Source organism: Alteromonas sp. H02, from assembly GCF_059682525.1.
Window position 1 is genome coordinate 4,509,885 of record NZ_CM185021.1, and the last position, 16,570, is coordinate 4,526,454.

General features: G+C 47.6%; 16 protein-coding genes and 1 pseudogene. 4 read left to right on the plus strand and 13 right to left on the minus strand.

Annotation, left to right across the window (positions count from 1 at the left end):
* Nucleotides 1-246: 246 nt before the first annotated feature.
* From AC566Q_RS20890 to AC566Q_RS20910, 5 genes are read right to left on the minus strand one after another with little or no spacing between them, the layout of a single operon-like run.
* On the minus strand, nucleotides 247-1,446 hold the full coding sequence (locus AC566Q_RS20890) for a Wadjet anti-phage system protein JetD domain-containing protein (protein ID WP_499610369.1): 1,200 nt from the start codon (nucleotides 1,444-1,446) through the stop codon (nucleotides 247-249).
* Between the two features lie 12 nt (nucleotides 1,447-1,458).
* The gene (locus tag AC566Q_RS20895; RefSeq protein ID WP_499610374.1) at nucleotides 1,459-4,902 is read right to left on the minus strand and encodes an ATP-binding protein; all 3,444 of its coding nucleotides are present in this window, start codon (nucleotides 4,900-4,902) and stop codon (nucleotides 1,459-1,461) included.
* A complete protein-coding gene (locus AC566Q_RS20900) occupies nucleotides 4,892-5,503 on the minus strand; it encodes a DUF4194 domain-containing protein (protein ID WP_499610377.1) in 612 nt (203 codons plus the stop codon). The genes AC566Q_RS20895 and AC566Q_RS20900 overlap by 11 nt, the downstream gene beginning before the upstream one ends.
* A complete protein-coding gene (locus tag AC566Q_RS20905) occupies nucleotides 5,500-6,981 on the minus strand; it encodes a DUF3375 domain-containing protein (protein WP_499610380.1) in 1,482 nt (493 codons plus the stop codon). Before AC566Q_RS20905 ends, AC566Q_RS20900 begins: the two co-directional genes overlap by 4 nt.
* Nucleotides 6,978-7,850, minus strand: a complete 873-nt coding sequence (locus AC566Q_RS20910; RefSeq protein ID WP_499610385.1) for a WYL domain-containing protein — start codon at nucleotides 7,848-7,850, stop codon at nucleotides 6,978-6,980. The genes AC566Q_RS20905 and AC566Q_RS20910 overlap by 4 nt, the downstream gene beginning before the upstream one ends.
* A 414-nt stretch (nucleotides 7,851-8,264) precedes the next feature.
* On the opposite strand from AC566Q_RS20910, the gene AC566Q_RS20915 reads away from it, so the two are divergent.
* Complete coding sequence (locus tag AC566Q_RS20915) at nucleotides 8,265-8,519, plus strand: hypothetical protein (RefSeq protein WP_105936113.1); 255 nt, start codon at nucleotides 8,265-8,267, stop codon at nucleotides 8,517-8,519.
* 2 nt (nucleotides 8,520-8,521) lie between these two features.
* Here AC566Q_RS20915 and AC566Q_RS20920 read toward each other — a convergent pair whose 3' ends face one another.
* The 6 genes and pseudogenes from AC566Q_RS20920 to AC566Q_RS20945 all read right to left on the minus strand — a co-directional run bounded on the left by AC566Q_RS20920 (nucleotide 8,522) and on the right by AC566Q_RS20945 (nucleotide 11,761).
* Nucleotides 8,522-8,764 carry a type II toxin-antitoxin system RelE/ParE family toxin gene (locus AC566Q_RS20920; RefSeq protein WP_499610388.1) on the minus strand — a complete coding sequence of 81 codons (243 nt, stop codon included), beginning with the start codon at nucleotides 8,762-8,764 and terminating at the stop codon, nucleotides 8,522-8,524.
* 10 nt (nucleotides 8,765-8,774) lie between these two features.
* Nucleotides 8,775-9,017: a type II TA system antitoxin, ParD family gene (locus tag AC566Q_RS20925; protein WP_105934092.1), complete on the minus strand. Its 243-nt coding sequence runs from the start codon at nucleotides 9,015-9,017 to the stop codon at nucleotides 8,775-8,777.
* Between the two features lie 211 nt (nucleotides 9,018-9,228).
* Nucleotides 9,229-9,706, minus strand: a pseudogene (locus AC566Q_RS20930) (transposase); the annotation flags it as partial.
* A gap of 360 nt (nucleotides 9,707-10,066) precedes the next feature.
* Nucleotides 10,067-11,077: a HipA domain-containing protein gene (locus AC566Q_RS20935; protein ID WP_499610391.1), complete on the minus strand. Its 1,011-nt coding sequence runs from the start codon at nucleotides 11,075-11,077 to the stop codon at nucleotides 10,067-10,069.
* Entirely contained in the window at nucleotides 11,074-11,427 is a 354-nt protein-coding gene (locus AC566Q_RS20940) for a HipA N-terminal domain-containing protein (protein WP_105935347.1), read from the minus strand. The genes AC566Q_RS20935 and AC566Q_RS20940 overlap by 4 nt, the downstream gene beginning before the upstream one ends.
* The gene (locus tag AC566Q_RS20945) at nucleotides 11,420-11,761 is read right to left on the minus strand and encodes a helix-turn-helix domain-containing protein (RefSeq protein WP_164464632.1); all 342 of its coding nucleotides are present in this window, start codon (nucleotides 11,759-11,761) and stop codon (nucleotides 11,420-11,422) included. The genes AC566Q_RS20940 and AC566Q_RS20945 overlap by 8 nt, the downstream gene beginning before the upstream one ends.
* Nucleotides 11,762-12,065: 304 nt before the next feature.
* Here AC566Q_RS20945 and tnpA point away from each other — a divergent pair, with 304 nt between their 5' ends.
* Genes tnpA through tnpC form a run of 3 tightly spaced genes read left to right on the plus strand, consistent with a single transcriptional unit; the run spans nucleotide 12,066 to nucleotide 14,277 of the window.
* Nucleotides 12,066-12,350: an IS66 family insertion sequence element accessory protein TnpA gene (tnpA, locus tag AC566Q_RS20950; protein ID WP_499610398.1), complete on the plus strand. Its 285-nt coding sequence runs from the start codon at nucleotides 12,066-12,068 to the stop codon at nucleotides 12,348-12,350.
* On the plus strand, nucleotides 12,350-12,685 hold the full coding sequence (tnpB, locus tag AC566Q_RS20955) for an IS66 family insertion sequence element accessory protein TnpB (protein ID WP_126874057.1): 336 nt from the start codon (nucleotides 12,350-12,352) through the stop codon (nucleotides 12,683-12,685). The genes tnpA and tnpB overlap by 1 nt, the downstream gene beginning before the upstream one ends.
* Before the next feature lie 23 nt (nucleotides 12,686-12,708).
* A complete protein-coding gene (gene tnpC / locus AC566Q_RS20960; protein WP_499617576.1) occupies nucleotides 12,709-14,277 on the plus strand; it encodes an IS66 family transposase in 1,569 nt (522 codons plus the stop codon).
* A gap of 326 nt (nucleotides 14,278-14,603) precedes the next feature.
* On the opposite strand, the gene rfbB is transcribed toward tnpC, so the two are convergent.
* Both rfbB and rfbD read right to left on the minus strand, forming a co-directional pair.
* The gene (gene rfbB, locus AC566Q_RS20965; RefSeq protein WP_296050575.1) at nucleotides 14,604-15,692 is read right to left on the minus strand and encodes a dTDP-glucose 4,6-dehydratase; all 1,089 of its coding nucleotides are present in this window, start codon (nucleotides 15,690-15,692) and stop codon (nucleotides 14,604-14,606) included.
* A 22-nt stretch (nucleotides 15,693-15,714) separates the two neighbouring features.
* Nucleotides 15,715-16,569 (minus strand): dTDP-4-dehydrorhamnose reductase, encoded by an 855-nt coding sequence (gene rfbD, locus AC566Q_RS20970; protein WP_499610403.1) that lies wholly within the window; start codon nucleotides 16,567-16,569, stop codon nucleotides 15,715-15,717.
* Nucleotide 16,570: the final 1 nt, after the last annotated feature.

A 16,570-nucleotide genomic window follows, 5' to 3' on the forward strand; every position in this document is an offset into this window, starting at 1 on the left:
GTAAACGTATGCGCTCTCATCCCCTGTCATAGCCGTGACAAATGTTGATGTGACCTTGCTTAGCCATTACTTATCTCTTTGTAGACCTTCATTCCAATTTGCCAGCATACTGTTAGCAAACCTTTCATTACATTCAGTGATCCTACCATGTTTGTTTTGCTAAACCGATGTTACTAACCACTATTGCAGTAAACGTATGCGCTCTCATCCCCTGTCATAGCCGTGACAAATACAACCAAACTATTGTTACTTACATCCTAGTTGCCGTAACTGCTCGGATAACAGACTGAATGGAATTCTTTCTTGTTCCAGCCTTAAGCGCGGTTGCCAATGATCTGCTTTTAGCTTTGTATAGAGTGCCGCTTCGGTGGGTAAGAGGTTGGGCAAACTTTCCGGCGTTTGGCGTTTGTTAAGCGCTTCCGCGCCCCAAAAAGACTTGGTGGCTAACAATGTCGCCTCATCCATCAACAGCGACTGCGTGTTGCTAAAATAACCGCGTATTTGTGAGAGCATGGCAAAACCGTCAGTATCAACATCCCCCCAATAATAGAGCCGGCAGCGGTGTAACCACTGTATCTGTTTGAGCAGTTGAACACTGTAACCTTTACCAAAGATCACCAGGGCATTTTTCACATTGGGAAACGCCAGACCATTTACCAGGTTTTCCGTTATGAAGACACGGTCGACCATTAACGATAACTGAGCAAAATGGCTAATCGGTAGCGTAATATCCCGCAACCCGCCAACTTCATAATACAGTTGTGGATCAAGCAGCCGAAAGCGTATCTGCGGCTCATCAAAACGCAAACCAAAGCGCTTTTCAAAACCGTGTTCACCCATCTGCGTATACTGGCTGTTAATCGCGTCTGCGGGTAATACCGCATCTAACAGCGTTTTTACGGTTTGCTTGCGGTGTTCTATAAATTTACTGTCTACCCCGGCAACGGGTAGCTCGCGCAGATAACACCCGGGTAACGGATTCGCCCTGAAAAAGTGCGCAATTGCAATAAGCTTCTCCCACTCACCCGCATGATTCAGTAACTGTTTAATCGATACCTGCTGGCCAATGCGCACATGGGGCAAACCCGCTTGCAACCGCTTGGCATCGGCAATGAATTGCTGCCATTCCTGCCATTTACCGCAAAACCGGGCCAATGCTTCTGGCGACTCAAACACCACAGCAACGGGGACATTCTGACGCCCCATAGTGGCATAACTGACTTGTTGTTTAAGCAGACTCACACCAGCATGAGGCAGAAGCTCCCGCTCAAAGGCCTGTTGAGCGGCCGTCAGTACGGCAAAATCGTGCAGCAGTTGTTTGTCTGTCGGCCGTTTGAGTGAAACCTGCAAAGGAAATGACAACTCGCCACACAGCCACTGCTTGTAGAACACCTGATTTTGCCATTGCTTTTGCAGTTTTGCTTTCAGCGCTTTTACTGTCTGCACCTATTCAGCCCCTTATTCACGTTTAAGCGCTGGGTTTTGCTCTACCTCTTCCACCAGCGCTTTATATTGCTGCTGCGATTTGTGTTGTGCGAGCCGCTCACGATATTCTTTTATCGTCATATTCAGCACCATGGAACGATTACTGCGCTGATCAACAAAGTGCACTTGTTGTACGTAGTGTTCAATGACATCGAGTTTCTGTAGCGGCGTTACCAGTAACAGCTGAAGTCCGAGTTTTTTAAACAATTCAAGTCCAAAGCGCGTACTGTCTTTTGAGCCACGGGCAAAGGCTTCGTCAATCACCACCAAATTAAACCGGCGTTTGGCTTTTGCGCCGGTCTCGTCATCCACCAGGCGATATTGCAGCAGGATGGCCGCTGCCAAAATGGAATACGCCAGCTTCTCTTTCTGCCCGCCGGACTTACCCCCTGAGTCGGAATAACACTCTTTCTCACTGTTATCTTCACGGTATCGCTCAACCACATTGAACAGTTGCCAGTAACGTACATCCACTACTTTCTGAGTCCACGTCGGCTCGTGGCGCATTTGCTCAATCAGCGTTTTGACCTGCTCGAACTTCTGTTCGGAATATAAATTGTCGTCGGTAGAAAACTCCACGCAACTCTTCAGGCGCTGCTTGAACTCACGAATATCCAAATCCGGTGAGGAAATACTGTCTATTTCGATGTAGGTGCCCTGCTGATAATCCAGTTCCCGTAATGAACGGTTGATCATACTGACTCGCGCATCGATTTGCTCTTCCTGCTTATCCAGATAGCTGCGAAACAGCGCCATCGAACGAATGGTGTCCTGATTAAGCATTTCTTTAAAACGGGTTTCATGGCGGGGTAAGTCTTCATCCTGCAGTGTTTTCAGCATCTGCTGATATTCAGACAGTGACTGCTCACTAACGTCCAGTTCGGTTACATCGTTAGGAAAACGGAAAGCAAAATCTTTCATGGCGGTGAGCATCTGCTTTTCCCGCTTACTGCGTTTCTCCTCAAGATGCTGGATTTTTTCATTCAGTTTGGTGCGTAACACCGAGCATTGGTTCGCCAGCATGTCGATGCGCAATTGCGCCGCACCATGCTTTTCATACAAGGCGGACAGATCCGGGTAACAACGCTGCTTTACCTGTTCGGATACCGCGTTACACTCGGCTGTCTTTTCAGCCAGGATCTTATGATCGTCTTCCAGCTTAGTCTCAAGTTTACCCAGTTGTTGATAGTGCGCTCGAAACGCTTCTTCCACCTGGGTTAATTCGGTTTGTGCGTGCTGAAACTGTTGTTGTAATTCCCGCAATACATCGGAGCTTTGTTCCAGGACCCGTATTTCTTGCCTGGCGACTTCCAACTGATTGGCAAACTGTGACCAGTTGATTTGCTCAAAGGTTAAGTTAAAGTCGCTGAGATTTTTGGCCTGACGACGCAACTCTTCAATATCGCGGCGCTGGCTAGCGCATTGCGCTAACGTGGTTGCCATGGCGGCGGCATCAGTTTGCAGTGCACGTATTTGGGCGGCCAGCAGGTCGAGCTTTGCCTGGTTACTCCAGCCAAGTACAAAGCGGCTTTTGTCATGCAAACTGTGGCGATCGTCTTTCTCGTGACGAAAACGACCTGACTTCACCTGCCCCTGCAAACTAATGGCTTTTTCACTCCGACGAAAGTCAGTCATTGACTCGCAGCACTGATAGTCAAAACGCTGCTGTAACTCGCGGTGCAGCCATTGAAAGTGCTCACTGTCGCGCTTGATTTCTATTTTTGCCAGCAGGGAGTCCGGCTGCGGCGATTGCGGATAGTAATTCTCGGTACTTTTTACACGGTAATACACCAACCGCGTCCCAAGATGGGTGTTTTCAACAAAATCACTCACATCAGCGTACAGCGAATCCGGCACCACCAACGACAGTGCAAAGTTGTGCAACACCCGCTCAATGGCGCCCTGCCATTGAGTCTGGCTCTGTTTTACCTGCACCAACTCACCGACAAAGGGTAACCGGCTTTCCTCTACCTTAAGATATTCACACAGTCGCTCGCGGATGTTTAACTGGCGTACCGGAATATTGGATTTGCGATGACGCAGCGCCTCCAACTCTTGCTGCACCGCCTGTTGTTGCTGTTGCAACTGGTGATTTTGCAATTTGTAATCGTCTTGCCGGCTCTCAATATTTTCGAGTTGCTGTTGATGTTGTTCAAACAAAGAATGCGATTCACGTATATTGCTGACAAAGTTATCTGCTGTTAGCGCTTCGGGCAGCCCGAGCGGCTTAACCAGTGCGAGATAGTTATCACACAAACGCTTACTTTGGTTTCTTGCTTCATCTAAGCCTTTAATTTTATCTTGCAGTTGCTGCAACCGGCCCCCACCGTTTTGATCGATATCGCTTCTGAGCTGACTTACCGTTTGATTAAGGCGACGTTTCTGACTTTGCAACTGCTGTTCATCAATGGCCAGTTTTTCAAGCTCACCTTGCTGGCGGACAATCCGCTTTTCATACAGTACAACCGCTTTCTCGGCCATAAAGCTGTCTACGTAATCACGGCAGAACGCAAAGTGTTGTTTTTCCTGCGCCGCCTCTTTCGCCTGACGGCCATGTTTATCAATCGGTTGAAGTAAGGTAATTTTTTCACGAGCCGCGACCACCGCGTCGTGAAGTCGCTTTAATGATTCATAATTGCGCTCCAGTTCCTGAATTTGCCCCTCCACATCGGGCTGTTCAAGCATATTCTGGCGCACAAAGTCGGTCACAGAGCCGACTGATTTCATGGAAATCGTTTGATTAAACAACTCCAGCGCCTTGCCATCGGTACCTAACCCCAACCACTTACTGAAGGTTTGTTGATATTGATTAAAGCTCTCAACCAGTGTGAGCTCGGGCATTTTTTGCAAGCGTTTACGCAACGCCTTAATTTGCGTACCAAAGTCGCTGAAGTGGGTGGCAATGTCGAGCGCCTCCGGAACCACAACGAACAAGCGTTTCACTTTGTTTTCACCAGGTTTGAGCCAGAAGATCTGCGCCAGTGTAATTGTTTGTTGCAGTGCTACAGAATGAAATTGTGCCAGCAGTACCGAATAGTGATTTCCCTTGCTACGCAAACCTACCGCACGGGCTTTACCCGACTCATCCTGCTGTGACGTATAATAGCCGTAAAAGTACGACTCCAGCGAACGCTCTTTGTTTTCAGCACCCGCAGCCTTATTAAACGCCAGCTTTCTGGGCGGAACCAGCAACGTTGTCAGGCCATCGACCAGCGTTGATTTACCGCTACCGATATTGCCGGTGAGCAGGCAATTGTCGCCACTATTGTCCAGGTGCCAGATCTGCCTATCAAAGGTCCCCCAGTTTAATACCTCAAACCGGGTTAAACGAAAACCCTGCCGCTGCGTTGCTTGTGATACAGGGCGAGGATCGCTATGTATTGGCGCAGCGGTCTCTGTTAACGTGTCACTGCTCATCACTGGCTTCCTCTTTGCTATGGATATCGAATAATTCCGTGTACCGGACAATTTGCTCTGCTGTCACAAAGGCTTTGAGGATACGCTGGACTTCAAAATCATTTTGATGATTGGGTAACTGATTCAAAAAGCCCATTTGGGTGATCTTTTTAATCAGCGCATCAAACTCTTTGTGCTGCTTTACTTCGTTACTGGCATCCGGGAAATGGGGGGCGAGCCACTGCCATATTTCCTGACGCTCAACAATAAGACGCGGACTGCTCTCTTCACTATCGTGTTCGGCCAGGCGCTTGCGTAAAAAAATCAGCAGCAAGGTTTGCCCAAAGCTCAGTTGGCGACGGGTAATAAGCGAGGGGATCTCTGTTTGATCTTCTTCGGTATCAACCTCACGCTGTTGTAAAAATGCAAAACCTTCTGCATCATCGAGTCGCAACGACAAACCGATCTGGTCAAAATAACTGCGGATAAGCGCCTGATCACGCTCCAGCACATCCCACAGGTCGCGATGTTTTGCCCGATAAACCGGCCCTTTTAGTAGCCGGACCTTCAATGCCGCATGATGCTGCGCAGTCAAGGCTTCTGCAGATGCTTGTTCGTTCATGATGACGTATCCCGAATAAACGTAATAGTGGGTACCGACAGGGTGCGGCTAACGCCCGGCTCACTCTGCCAGCTAACGTGTTGCGGTTGTTGGGTGTCAATACTGGCAGGCACAACCTCTTCACAGGCCAGTTTAATGTAGCTGAGTACCTCATCGAGGCCGTACTGCAGGGGATAATCTTCCAGCACACCGGCTAAGGTCACCTGCCCCTGATGTTTATCCAGCGAAGTAAAGATCTGCTGCTGTAACTGCAGTTCGTCAATATGACTGACTTCAAACAGATTGGTTAAATCCACATCGGCTTCTTGGGCGCCCTCTTTGATGTCAGAATCCAGTTGTTCCGGTGTTTTAGGGACAAACAAGCCACGGCTGAGGTGAGGATAAATACTGGCCTGGATGCCAGCAATCTCGGCAAAATTCTGCTGCAAATGCAAAGGGGTGTCGGGACGATTCGTTTGATGTGCAACAGCTTCAAAATCGCGGATAAGCTCGAGAATGCGCCGGTTATCCTGCGACTGCTCCTCGATGTAGCGGCGCAGTTGTTCGGTAATTTGCTGTTTGGTGCGATTCACTTTGTCACCGGCCTCCAGCAAATAGCTGTAAAGGTGCTGGAGCAATTCGTCACTACTGACAAACTCGTGCCCCAATTGGTGGTGCATTATCTGCTTTAAGTTTTGTCTTAGCGAATCGCGCATTTGCTGGGTCATTAACAATTCAAAAAACGCGATAAAAGACTTTCCTTCGTCGGAACTGTTTATGACGTCCTGATCGGCAAATACGATATCCAGCACCCGCCCTTTCTGGCCACCTCCCAAGGTGATTTTTTTGCGGGTGTCCTTATCCAGGAGCCGAAAATTCGCCTCTACCTGCCGGAAATCACCGAGTAATTTGCGCGAAATATCAGAGACCAGATACAGCCTTTCCCGCACCTCGGTATCGTCCAGCCCAAGACTGGTGCCTTGTTTTACCGCCTCGATTTGCTGTTCGATCAACGCTTTTTTCTGCTGCAAGGCTTCTAGTTGCAAAGATTTATCGTTGGTAGTGCCCTGCACCAGCTCCCCAATTAAATCGATAAGGAGTTTCAGGCGCGATTCTGTGCCGACAAATTGCCGCCCCTGCAACTCTTCAACCCAGTGCAGCGCTTTTTCGACATCGGGCAATAAATCGCACTCTGGCTCATCACTGTTTTGCGGCAGGTACTTACGCAGATAACCGGGCTTTTGATTGATCCAGTCGTCGATATAGGCGCGGGCTGTTTTCGGGTATTTTTGCTCGCCATACACTTCAGCTACATCGCTTAAGTGGTAATCGAGCATTGCGATCAGTTCCTGATACGGCACCGCCCGGCGATTATGGCGAATAAACGCACTGTGAAAAAAACTCGTCATCAATGGAAAGTGTTGGGCGCGCAGCAAACGCAAAGCGACACTTTGTTCTTTAAATTGCTCCAAAAACTCTACGCTGAAATCGGCTTTCATTGCTTAACTCCCGGTAGCAACGGACTCACATCCATGTTTTTCAGCACCTCTTTATTCGCCAGCGCCAGTGGGAATTGCATTGGATCGAGCCTGTAATTTGCAGAGCAATCCACTCGCCATGCCTGGGTTAAATAGCCCAGCAACGCTTCGCGGGTTTCCACGGTTAAGCTGCCGTTCGTCATGTTGTAATCAAGTTCGATGGCTTGCTTATGCTTAACTCCCGGATGCGGTATTAAGTCCAAAGGGATGACATTATTCCAGGCCGTATCACTGAGCACCGACTCTGTATTCAGCGGTTGCCCGTCCAGTAAATTGATGTCTAAAAAACGATTGCTGACAAAATCCCTGAATGCTTGATTGCTTCTGTCGTAGCAGCGTACGTGCCAGCGATAACCGTTATTAATGAGTGAATGGGGCACTAGTTCCCGTTCCGTTATGCCGGAAGACAGCGACACGTAGCGACAGTGTATGGCTTTGTTATGCATGATGGCCCGTAATAGCGGCGCAATAGTCGATGATGAAGCATGAATAAGACGTACCGCTTCAACGCATACGTCACTGGGTCGCTGCAGCAACTTAAATTCATCTGCGTCTTTGTTTGCCAACCTGAACAGCACTTCTTCCGCGTGATGCGGAAACAACGGTGAAAATTCGGCGGTACGGTAATAGAGCTTGGTTTGATGCCTCAGCACCAGGTTGTCTGGTGCCAGAGATTTATACAACGTTAAATCCCGGGTGGCCGAGGCGATCCCCGTTTGAAAATGGCCAACCAGATCCGCTCTGGCCACTTGCCCGAAGAATTCCAGACAAAAATCGATAAACGCGAGCCGTTTTTGCTGAGTTAATGTAATGGTGCTGAAATCTGCCATGGCTTGCCACTGAGTGTATAACTATTGTTCAGCATAACATGAAATCATAATGATGCAATCATTTTAATTCCAACAGTGCGCGTATAACTGGATCTAAGCTTCAGAAAACTCAGCAAAACAGCGCATACCTTGAGCAGGCCAGCGGATTGTCCTGCCGGGGTAGAATGTCACTCTATGCACATGCGAGAAAGCAAACGGCACTATAATAAAGTTATTTAGCTGCGTTTAAACAAACTATTACCGACGTAAACCCGGCTGGCTTCCTTCTATTTATCAGTTGCTCAATGGCGGACGAACGACCGTTGAAAAGTGAAAAGATCGTGCGCGCGTTCATTGGGTACAGTACACTAACCCTTAGGTTGCTACTCATGTGTTCGATAGATAAAATAGCTTTATCAATTGAAGGAGAAATCAATGGGCCAGCTAGTAAGAAAAGTTTCTGTAGCAAAACGCCAAGATCCGCTAATTGATTTTACGACATTGGCGAAAATTGGTCGTCATGCTTCTCGCTCTGCGCGAGAAAAAGCTTTAAGCCAAGGTGTAGGCTTCACCTATGCCAAAGGTGGTCGAATTATGAAGCGTAACCCCGATGGTACTGAGCAACTTATTCGGGTCATGGATGATATGAATGACTTTCCAACTCTCCAAGCCGATTTATGCCAAGACTGAGGTTAATTGCCGGCCCAATGGCCCTCATTAAGATAAAAGATATAGTGATGCTGGCATTTTGTGACGAGTAAATCAGGAAACGTATCTGAAAATTTGCGAATGACTACAGTTTTGCGCCCGATAAGCTCAAAAGTGTCTTTTATGGCTTTTCTATAGATGTTTGTTTGTGCAACGCCCCAGTTCTCAAGGGTATAGCCAACAATCTCGCGAATATCGGCTTCAGCATCATCCGTAATGTCATACAAGGGCATTATTTTATTTGGCTTTCGCTATTTCTTCATCAAAAATGTCATCGACAGACTTGCTCGAAATTTTACCTGCTTTAGCGGCGGCAACACGCGGCGCTAGATACGCCTCAAGCTTTTGTAAGGCGGCTTGCTCGTCTGCATTAGGTAGTGCCCGTTCAAGCACATAGCTTTTGATACTCTTGCCTTGTAAGGCAGCTGCGGCTTTTAAGTTCTGATGCTGCTCAGGCGTGATTTCTATCGATAATCGCATAAATACCTCCTAAGCATTTGATGATAAATGCTCTGATTTCATCATAATGGGATTTACAACAATTTGTCAATTTTGCACAAATGTTGTTTAGCGGCTGACTAATGTCACATTAGAAAAATTGCTTGTAGTACAGGCGAACAAGCAATAAAAAAGGCCGTACTGGATAACCTTAATACAGTTATTCGAATAACGATTATTCATAGGTTGGACATTAAGGATTAACCGAGACCAAGCCATGCTTCAAGCGCCCGGTTTTCCTATCTCTGGCAGGATGTGCCCGATTGGCACATCCTGATAAATAATTTACTGCCAAATTCCACGTTTGTATAAATTCAGATTAAGCGTCATGGAGTATCGACTCCATTAATAGATAAAACCAGCTTTGCGTATTTTTCGCGACCATGAAGCTCGATATATCGGCGCCCATCAGACGTTGAATACTAAACCCAATACGCTGTTTCACCAATAATGCCAGCAAACTGCCATATCAGTCCCTCCATCAAGCCCGTATTCCGAGTATTGAACTTACGTAAACTGCAGTAGAGTTTCCACTCCTTGAAGAGTAATTCTATCTGCCAGCGCTAGCTGTATAATTGTAAGACTGCTTGTACTGCGTATTGCTCTCGCGGCAAGTTCGTCGCCCAATAGGTTGGCTCTGATTTACCTGGAGGCCAACTCGCTATCAGGCGATCTGACATGGCGAATCAATGCCATAGAGTTTACTTTTTTGACAATACCGATCTGCTGCTACCAATTGCAGAAATTAACCCAAATGGTTTTCTGGATGTAACAGAAAAGGAATATAACTCAGTTAAACCCGGCTGGTTTCGTACAAATGTTCTTTTGAAGTGGGATAAGGATAAAGTCCGGATACTCCGCTGATCCTTTAGAAAATGGGCTGCACCTGATGCTTTCTCCCTGTTTTATTATCTCACTGTCTTATGGCCTTTAAAGAAATATCCCCACAGTAAGAGAGAAAGATCGAGTAACAATGAACCATTTTCTTTACGAGCCTGCCTAAAAACACACAGTACCCCGCTACAGTTACATCACTTAACTGATTTTAGCGCAGCGATATCCGGGGCAAAGCGAGCCAGCTTTGCTTTGATATGCTGTTCGATAACCGTTTTATCCGGACTCGAAGAAGCCGCGAGCAACGGCTGAAAATAGCGGGCAACATCGTTGCAGAGTTGAGCCACTAGCTTCTGTGCCGCCGCTTTGTGCATTCCAAGATTCATTGCCAAACGCACAAAACATTCCATACAATAATGACCAACGGCTTCATACGACGGACTAAACACGGCATTTAACTCACTCGCCAAAACACAAAGCGTTAAATCCTCGTTATAGTAATCCTGATAGGGTGCTACCGACACTACATCATACACCGGCGTAAAATCCCGCATCCTGACAGTCGCATCATCCGGGTGTCGGTACATCGACAAATTTTTACAATGGAGATCGTTGTTGCCTACCAGGTAGGCAAATAACACCTGCCTGACACCGTTGAATATTATCGCCATATTTCGCCCACTGGCTTCATATAATTTTTTCAGCACACCTTCATAAGAAAGGTTGTCACTGCCTTTATTCGATGAGTGGACGTTACACAAACTTGCGGCATCTTCAACAAACAACCGGCGACCATCGTCGCGCAAATCAAACCGACGGGTCACATAACACAGTTCACCGTCTTCAAAAGGCACCAGGGCGTTATCTGCTACATTAAATTTGCAGAGTCTGGCCAATTGCATGATGGCATGTTCGTTTTCCGGCAGATGGGGCAGATGGTCGGGGGCTGGTTTAACAATATACCGGCCATGGCCTTTTACCGGTACCAGGTAATTGCCTTCTAGATCCATGAATAATTTTTTCTGGACACCCGAGATAGATTGACCATCCAAATAGCGCGGCGCGGCACGATTAAATAATGCCTGGTCCCCTTTAACTCTTATCCCCGCTGCGGGCAGGCGGGTTAACGTAAACATCTTCTTCAGAAACGCCGGGGAGTATGGTGCAGCTCCGCCTTTAAGTGATATTTGGCCTAGCTGAGCAGTCATAATCTCACGAATTCCTTTTCCATATTCACCACAGATAGCGCCCCAATCAATACCCGGCCATTATGCAATAGCAAGCCAAATTCATCACGTTTGTCTAACCGGGTATTGGTTGTTTGATACATTTTTATCCACCCTTCACTTAGCAGGTTTTCAAAAAATGAGGGAAACGCATCAAATAGAAAAGCGTCGGCTTGCAAAGGAAACTGGTGGCCTATGGGCACACCGCTACCAAGATACTCCAAGACATACTGATAGGTATACCGTACTTTACCATTAGCGGTGAGTTCTGTGAGATAACCCGCCAGCAGGTTATTGGCATAGATGGCCCCCTGGCGATTTATTTCACTCATCGGTTTGAGCCTTTCTGGCTATCACTATTTCCATGCCCATAACATTCAGTACGGCATTTAACGTGTCGATTCTGCAAGACTCAACCGATTTTTTAAGACGGGTCATGGTATTTTTGGACACGCCCGCCAGCATGGCCAGGGTACTCAAATCCATTTGGTGTTGCCGAAGGTAATCGTCAAGGACGTAATTAAACTGGTTGAGGTTCCCCGCTACTTCACTTGAGTTCATGGCCATCTTCAATTGCCTTTCCAGCGTTGATGTAGCGGCGGAAAGGCTTTGCTGGTGAGCAGATAAAGCCTGATGTAACAGCTCGTTATTCTCTGAAGCGCTCATAAACAACCTTAAAAAGTGATTATATAAAGTAAAATACAATATAGTCACCATTTAATGCGAAGTAAAGACAGAAAATCATCATTAATAGTGATTATAAAATTTAACCATTAAAAAATAACAATAAAGAGTGATTAACTACAAAAAAATCACCACAAATAAGGAAAATGTAAATAATAGACCCCTGACATCACAATAAAATAGTAACAGCTTAGTAAAAGGTAAGCGATCAATTTAGACCGTCTTTTCCTCATTGAACTACCCCGTAAAATAGTCCCCGTAGATTTTACTCACGGAGACTTAATCGATGGCAACAAAAAGACGTACACGCGAGCAATGGCAGGTATTGATTGATAAGCAAGCAGCAGGCGAACTGACAGTCAGTGAATTTTGTGCACAGCATGCGTTAACAGTATCAAACTTCTATCTGTGGCGTAAAAAACTGAGCGATGATAGCCAATCGCTTGCGCAGCAAGATAACTGGCTTGCCTTTGATATGCCAGCAAGTGCGAACCAGAGCGCAGGTTCTGCCTGGGAGATTGAACTGGCATTACCCGGTGGTGTGGTGCTGCGGATGAACCGGGCTGCCTGATGTTACCCTTATCCAATGGGCGTATTTGGCTGTATACCGGTAATACCGATATGCGCAAACAGTTTGATGGGCTGGCGGCACTGGTACAGGGCAAACTGGGGATGCAAGCGCATTGTGGTGACTGGTTTGTGTTTATCAATAAACGCCGTACCCAGCTCAAGGTGTTGTATTACTACCAGGGCGGTTATTGTTTGTGGAGTAAACGGTTAGAAAAAGGCACCTTCGCCAAAGTCACTGACGGTACAGCAAAAACACCATTAAACAGTGCTCAGTTACAGTGTTTGATTGATGGCATTTACTGGCAAAAAGACAAACAAAACAGGCGATTTAATTGACTGATTTTGTTATAATTTACGCCATGAAAACACATTCTATTAGTCACCTTTCACCGTCTGAAATTGAGGCTGCCTTTGCTCATCAAGCTGAGGAGATTGCGCAACTCAAGCATCAACTGGACTGGCTTAAACGCCAGTTGTTCGGGCGTAAGTCTGAAAAAGTGTTAGTGGATAATCCGGCGCAGAGCAGTTTGTTTGATGAGGGTGAGACACACGCCTTACCGGCAGACACCAAACCGGTGAAGGCCCATACCCGTTCCTCACAAAAGCAACGTCGCGACTCGGATGTGAATGATGAAGGCCTGCGTTTTGATGAGACGGTGCCGCAACAGGTGATTGACCTGCCTGCGCCAGAATTACAGGGGGCGGAGGCCGACCAGTATGAAGTTGTTGATATCAAAGAAACCCGTCGCTTAGCACAACAGCCCGGCAGTTATGTGGTACTGGTGTATCGTCGTCAGGTCGTGCGTCATAAAACCACGCAAACCCTTAAGGATACCCCAGCGCCAACCAATGTACTGGAAGGCTGTTACTGCGATGTTTCATTACTCGCCGGGCTGATGGTGGATAAAGCGGTGTATCACTTACCACTTCACCGCCAACATCAACGGATGCTCGATAGCGGCATTACCCTTAGCCGGGCTACCTTAATCAACTGGATACAACAAGGCATTGAGCTGCTTCGGCCCATCGCCAAGGCCCAGTGGCAGCACATTCTGCAAAGCAAAATCCTGATGATGGATGAAGTGCCCATCAAAGCCGGGCGTACCAAAGGGGCTGGCCGAAAACCGGGGCAAATGAAACAAACTTACTTTTGGCCGATGTACGGTGATAGTGATGAGGTGGCGTTTACCTGGAGTCACAGCCGGGGCATGTTGCATGCCAAAGCCCAGTTGCAGGACTTTACCGGTACCTTGCTGACCGACGGCTATGCCGCTTACACCAAGACGGTTGAACAGTTAAACCAACACGAACAGCAGATTGTGCACGCTGCCTGTTGGGTACACATGCGCAGAGGCTTTGAAAAAGCCCTCGACAGTGAGCCTCACACCGCACAACAGGCATTGGATATTATCGCCACACTCTACCGGCATGAAAAACACATCCGGGATAAGCAATCAGACCTGGCCGATATCCATACCTACCGCCAACAACACAGCGAACCACTCGTGACTGACTTCTTCCGGTGGGTCTACCAACAACGACAGCGCACTGATTTACTACCCAAATCCCCCTTCGCCAAGGCGCTTCATTACACCGCTGAGCGAGAGAGCCAACTCAAGGTGTTCCTGAGTAACCCCGCGTTACCCATGGACACCAATCATCTTGAGCGGGCACTGCGGGTAATCCCCATGGGCAGAAAAAACTATTTGTTCTGTTGGTCCGAACTCGGGGCTGAACAACTGGGCATATTACAAAGCCTGATGGTGACTTGCCGCCTGCAAGGCGTCAATCCCTACCATTACCTCGTGGATGTATTGCAGCGTGTAGCACTGCATCCGGCCAAAGACGTACTCGACCTGACGCCAAGAGTCTGGAAAGAGAGATTCGCGGACAAAAAATTAACGAGCGACTTAGATAAAATGGGGTGATCCGGGTCTATATTGATCGCTTACAGTAAAAGTGAACAGTCTCATACGCCAGTAAGGCTCATCCATAGATTTATTTTTAGCTATTCCTTTGTTGCCAAACGCAGTTGTTCATTTACTGTGGTAACTCAACGGCAACGATAAAGCGGAAGATAAAAGATGCGGACACTGACAATAGAGGTGTGGAGAAGGTGTATTGGATTAGACTTGCAAATACTTACCGCATTGCCGGCGCTTGATATACGAAAGGTGGGATATCCCCAAATAGCACAAAGGGGGCAACTTGCCCCCTGTTATTTGCGTTAAATATCGAGTTAAACGACAATTATTTAAGCAGTGCCTAACCGCTCCCCCTGATAGCTACCGTCTAATACGGCTTGCCACCAGGCGGTGTTGTTTAAATACCATTCCACGGTTTTCTTAATGCCGCTCTCAAACGTTTCCCGGGGCGTCCAGCCCAGCTCTTTTTGAATTTTACTGGCATCAATAGCATAGCGCATATCATGGCCGGGGCGATCAGCTACGCTGGTGATGAGATCGCGGTAGCTGCCTTCGGCCTTGGGTTTTACTGCATCGAGGATGTCACAAATGGTGTGCACCACTTCGATGTTTTGTTTTTCGTTGTGACCACCGATGTTATAGGTTTCGCCAATGTCGCCTTGGGTAGCCACCACCACCAGCGCCCTGGCGTGATCTTCAACATATAACCAATCGCGAATTTGGTTACCTTTGCCATACACAGGCAGAGGCTTGCCTGCCAGCGCGTTTAAGATCATCAGCGGAATAAGCTTTTCCGGGAAATGGTAAGGGCCATAGTTGTTAGAACAGTTAGTCACCACGGTAGGTAATTTAAATGTTCTTAACCATGCACGCACCAGATGATCCGATGCCGCTTTCGAGGCTGAATATGGCGAGCTTGGTTCGTATGACGTATCCTCGGTGAACAGCGGTAGCTCGGTACCTGTAGCCACTTCATCCGGATGTGGCAGGTCGCCGTATACTTCGTCGGTGGAAATATGGTGGAAACGGAACCCCGCTTTCTTGTCTTCATTTAATTGAGCATAGTAAGCACGGGCTTGCTCAAGCAGTACGTAAGTACCCACTACGTTAGTTTGAATAAACTCACCGGGGCCGTCAATTGAACGGTCAACATGGCTCTCGGCGGCCAGGTGCATAATGATATCAGGCTGATACGTATCCAGAACCCGTTTTACTTCTGCACCATCACAGATATCCACTTGTTCAAAGTGATAACGTTCACTTGAGTCAACTTCTTTAAGCGACTCAAGATTACCGGCGTAAGTCAGCTTATCGAGGTTCACTACGTTATGATTGGTATCGTTAATCAAATGGCGCACTACCGCCGAGCCAATAAAGCCCGCGCCGCCGGTTACAATAATGGTTTTCGCTGTTGTCATGCTATTAAGTTCTCTGCTGCGCTTACACTAACTCATCCATCATAGCGCTTAACTGTTCGCGCCAATGGTTAAGGGGTGAAGTAAAAGTCTCTCGCGTTAGGGTTTTATCCAATACGCTGTAATGGGGGCGCTTTGCCGGGGTGGGATAAGCGCTGCTCGGAATGGGTTTTACCGGCACGGCCTGTTGCAGTAAGCCTTTTTCCAGCCCTAATTGCTGAATGGCTATGGCAAAATCATACCAACTGCATACGCCTTCATCAGACCAGTGATATACGCCTGCTGTGCGATGAGAAGCCGCTTCCACACAGGCACGCGCCAGGCCTTTGGCCCAGGTAGGGCTGCCAATTTGATCGTCAATCACACCTAGCTGAGGCTTCTCTGCCATCAGGCGAAGCATGGTTTTTACAAAGTTATTGCCATGGCTGGAATACACCCAGGAAGTACGCAGGATGGCACTTGCTGCTGGAAGAATCGAAGTCACTTCGGCCTCACCCGCCGCTTTGGTTATACCGTACATGCCCTGAGGCTCGATGGCATCATCTACCGTGTAGGGAGAGCCTTTTTCGCCGTTAAACACATAATCGGTAGACACATGCACCAAAAACACATTATTGCTTTTGCAATATTTCGCCAGGTTGGCTACCGCCGTTTGATTTAGCAGGTAAGCATTTTCTTCATCGGACTCGGCTTTATCCACAGCGGTATAGGCTGAGGCATTGATCACTGCATCAGGGTTAATTGGGCCGAGTTTCGCAGCGATGTCTTCGCCTGAGGTAATATCAATATCATCCCGGCCCAGGCACACTGCCTCCGGTACCAGTCGGGCAATTTCCCAGGCCAGCTGACCGCTTTTGCCGATAACCACTAATTTTTTCATG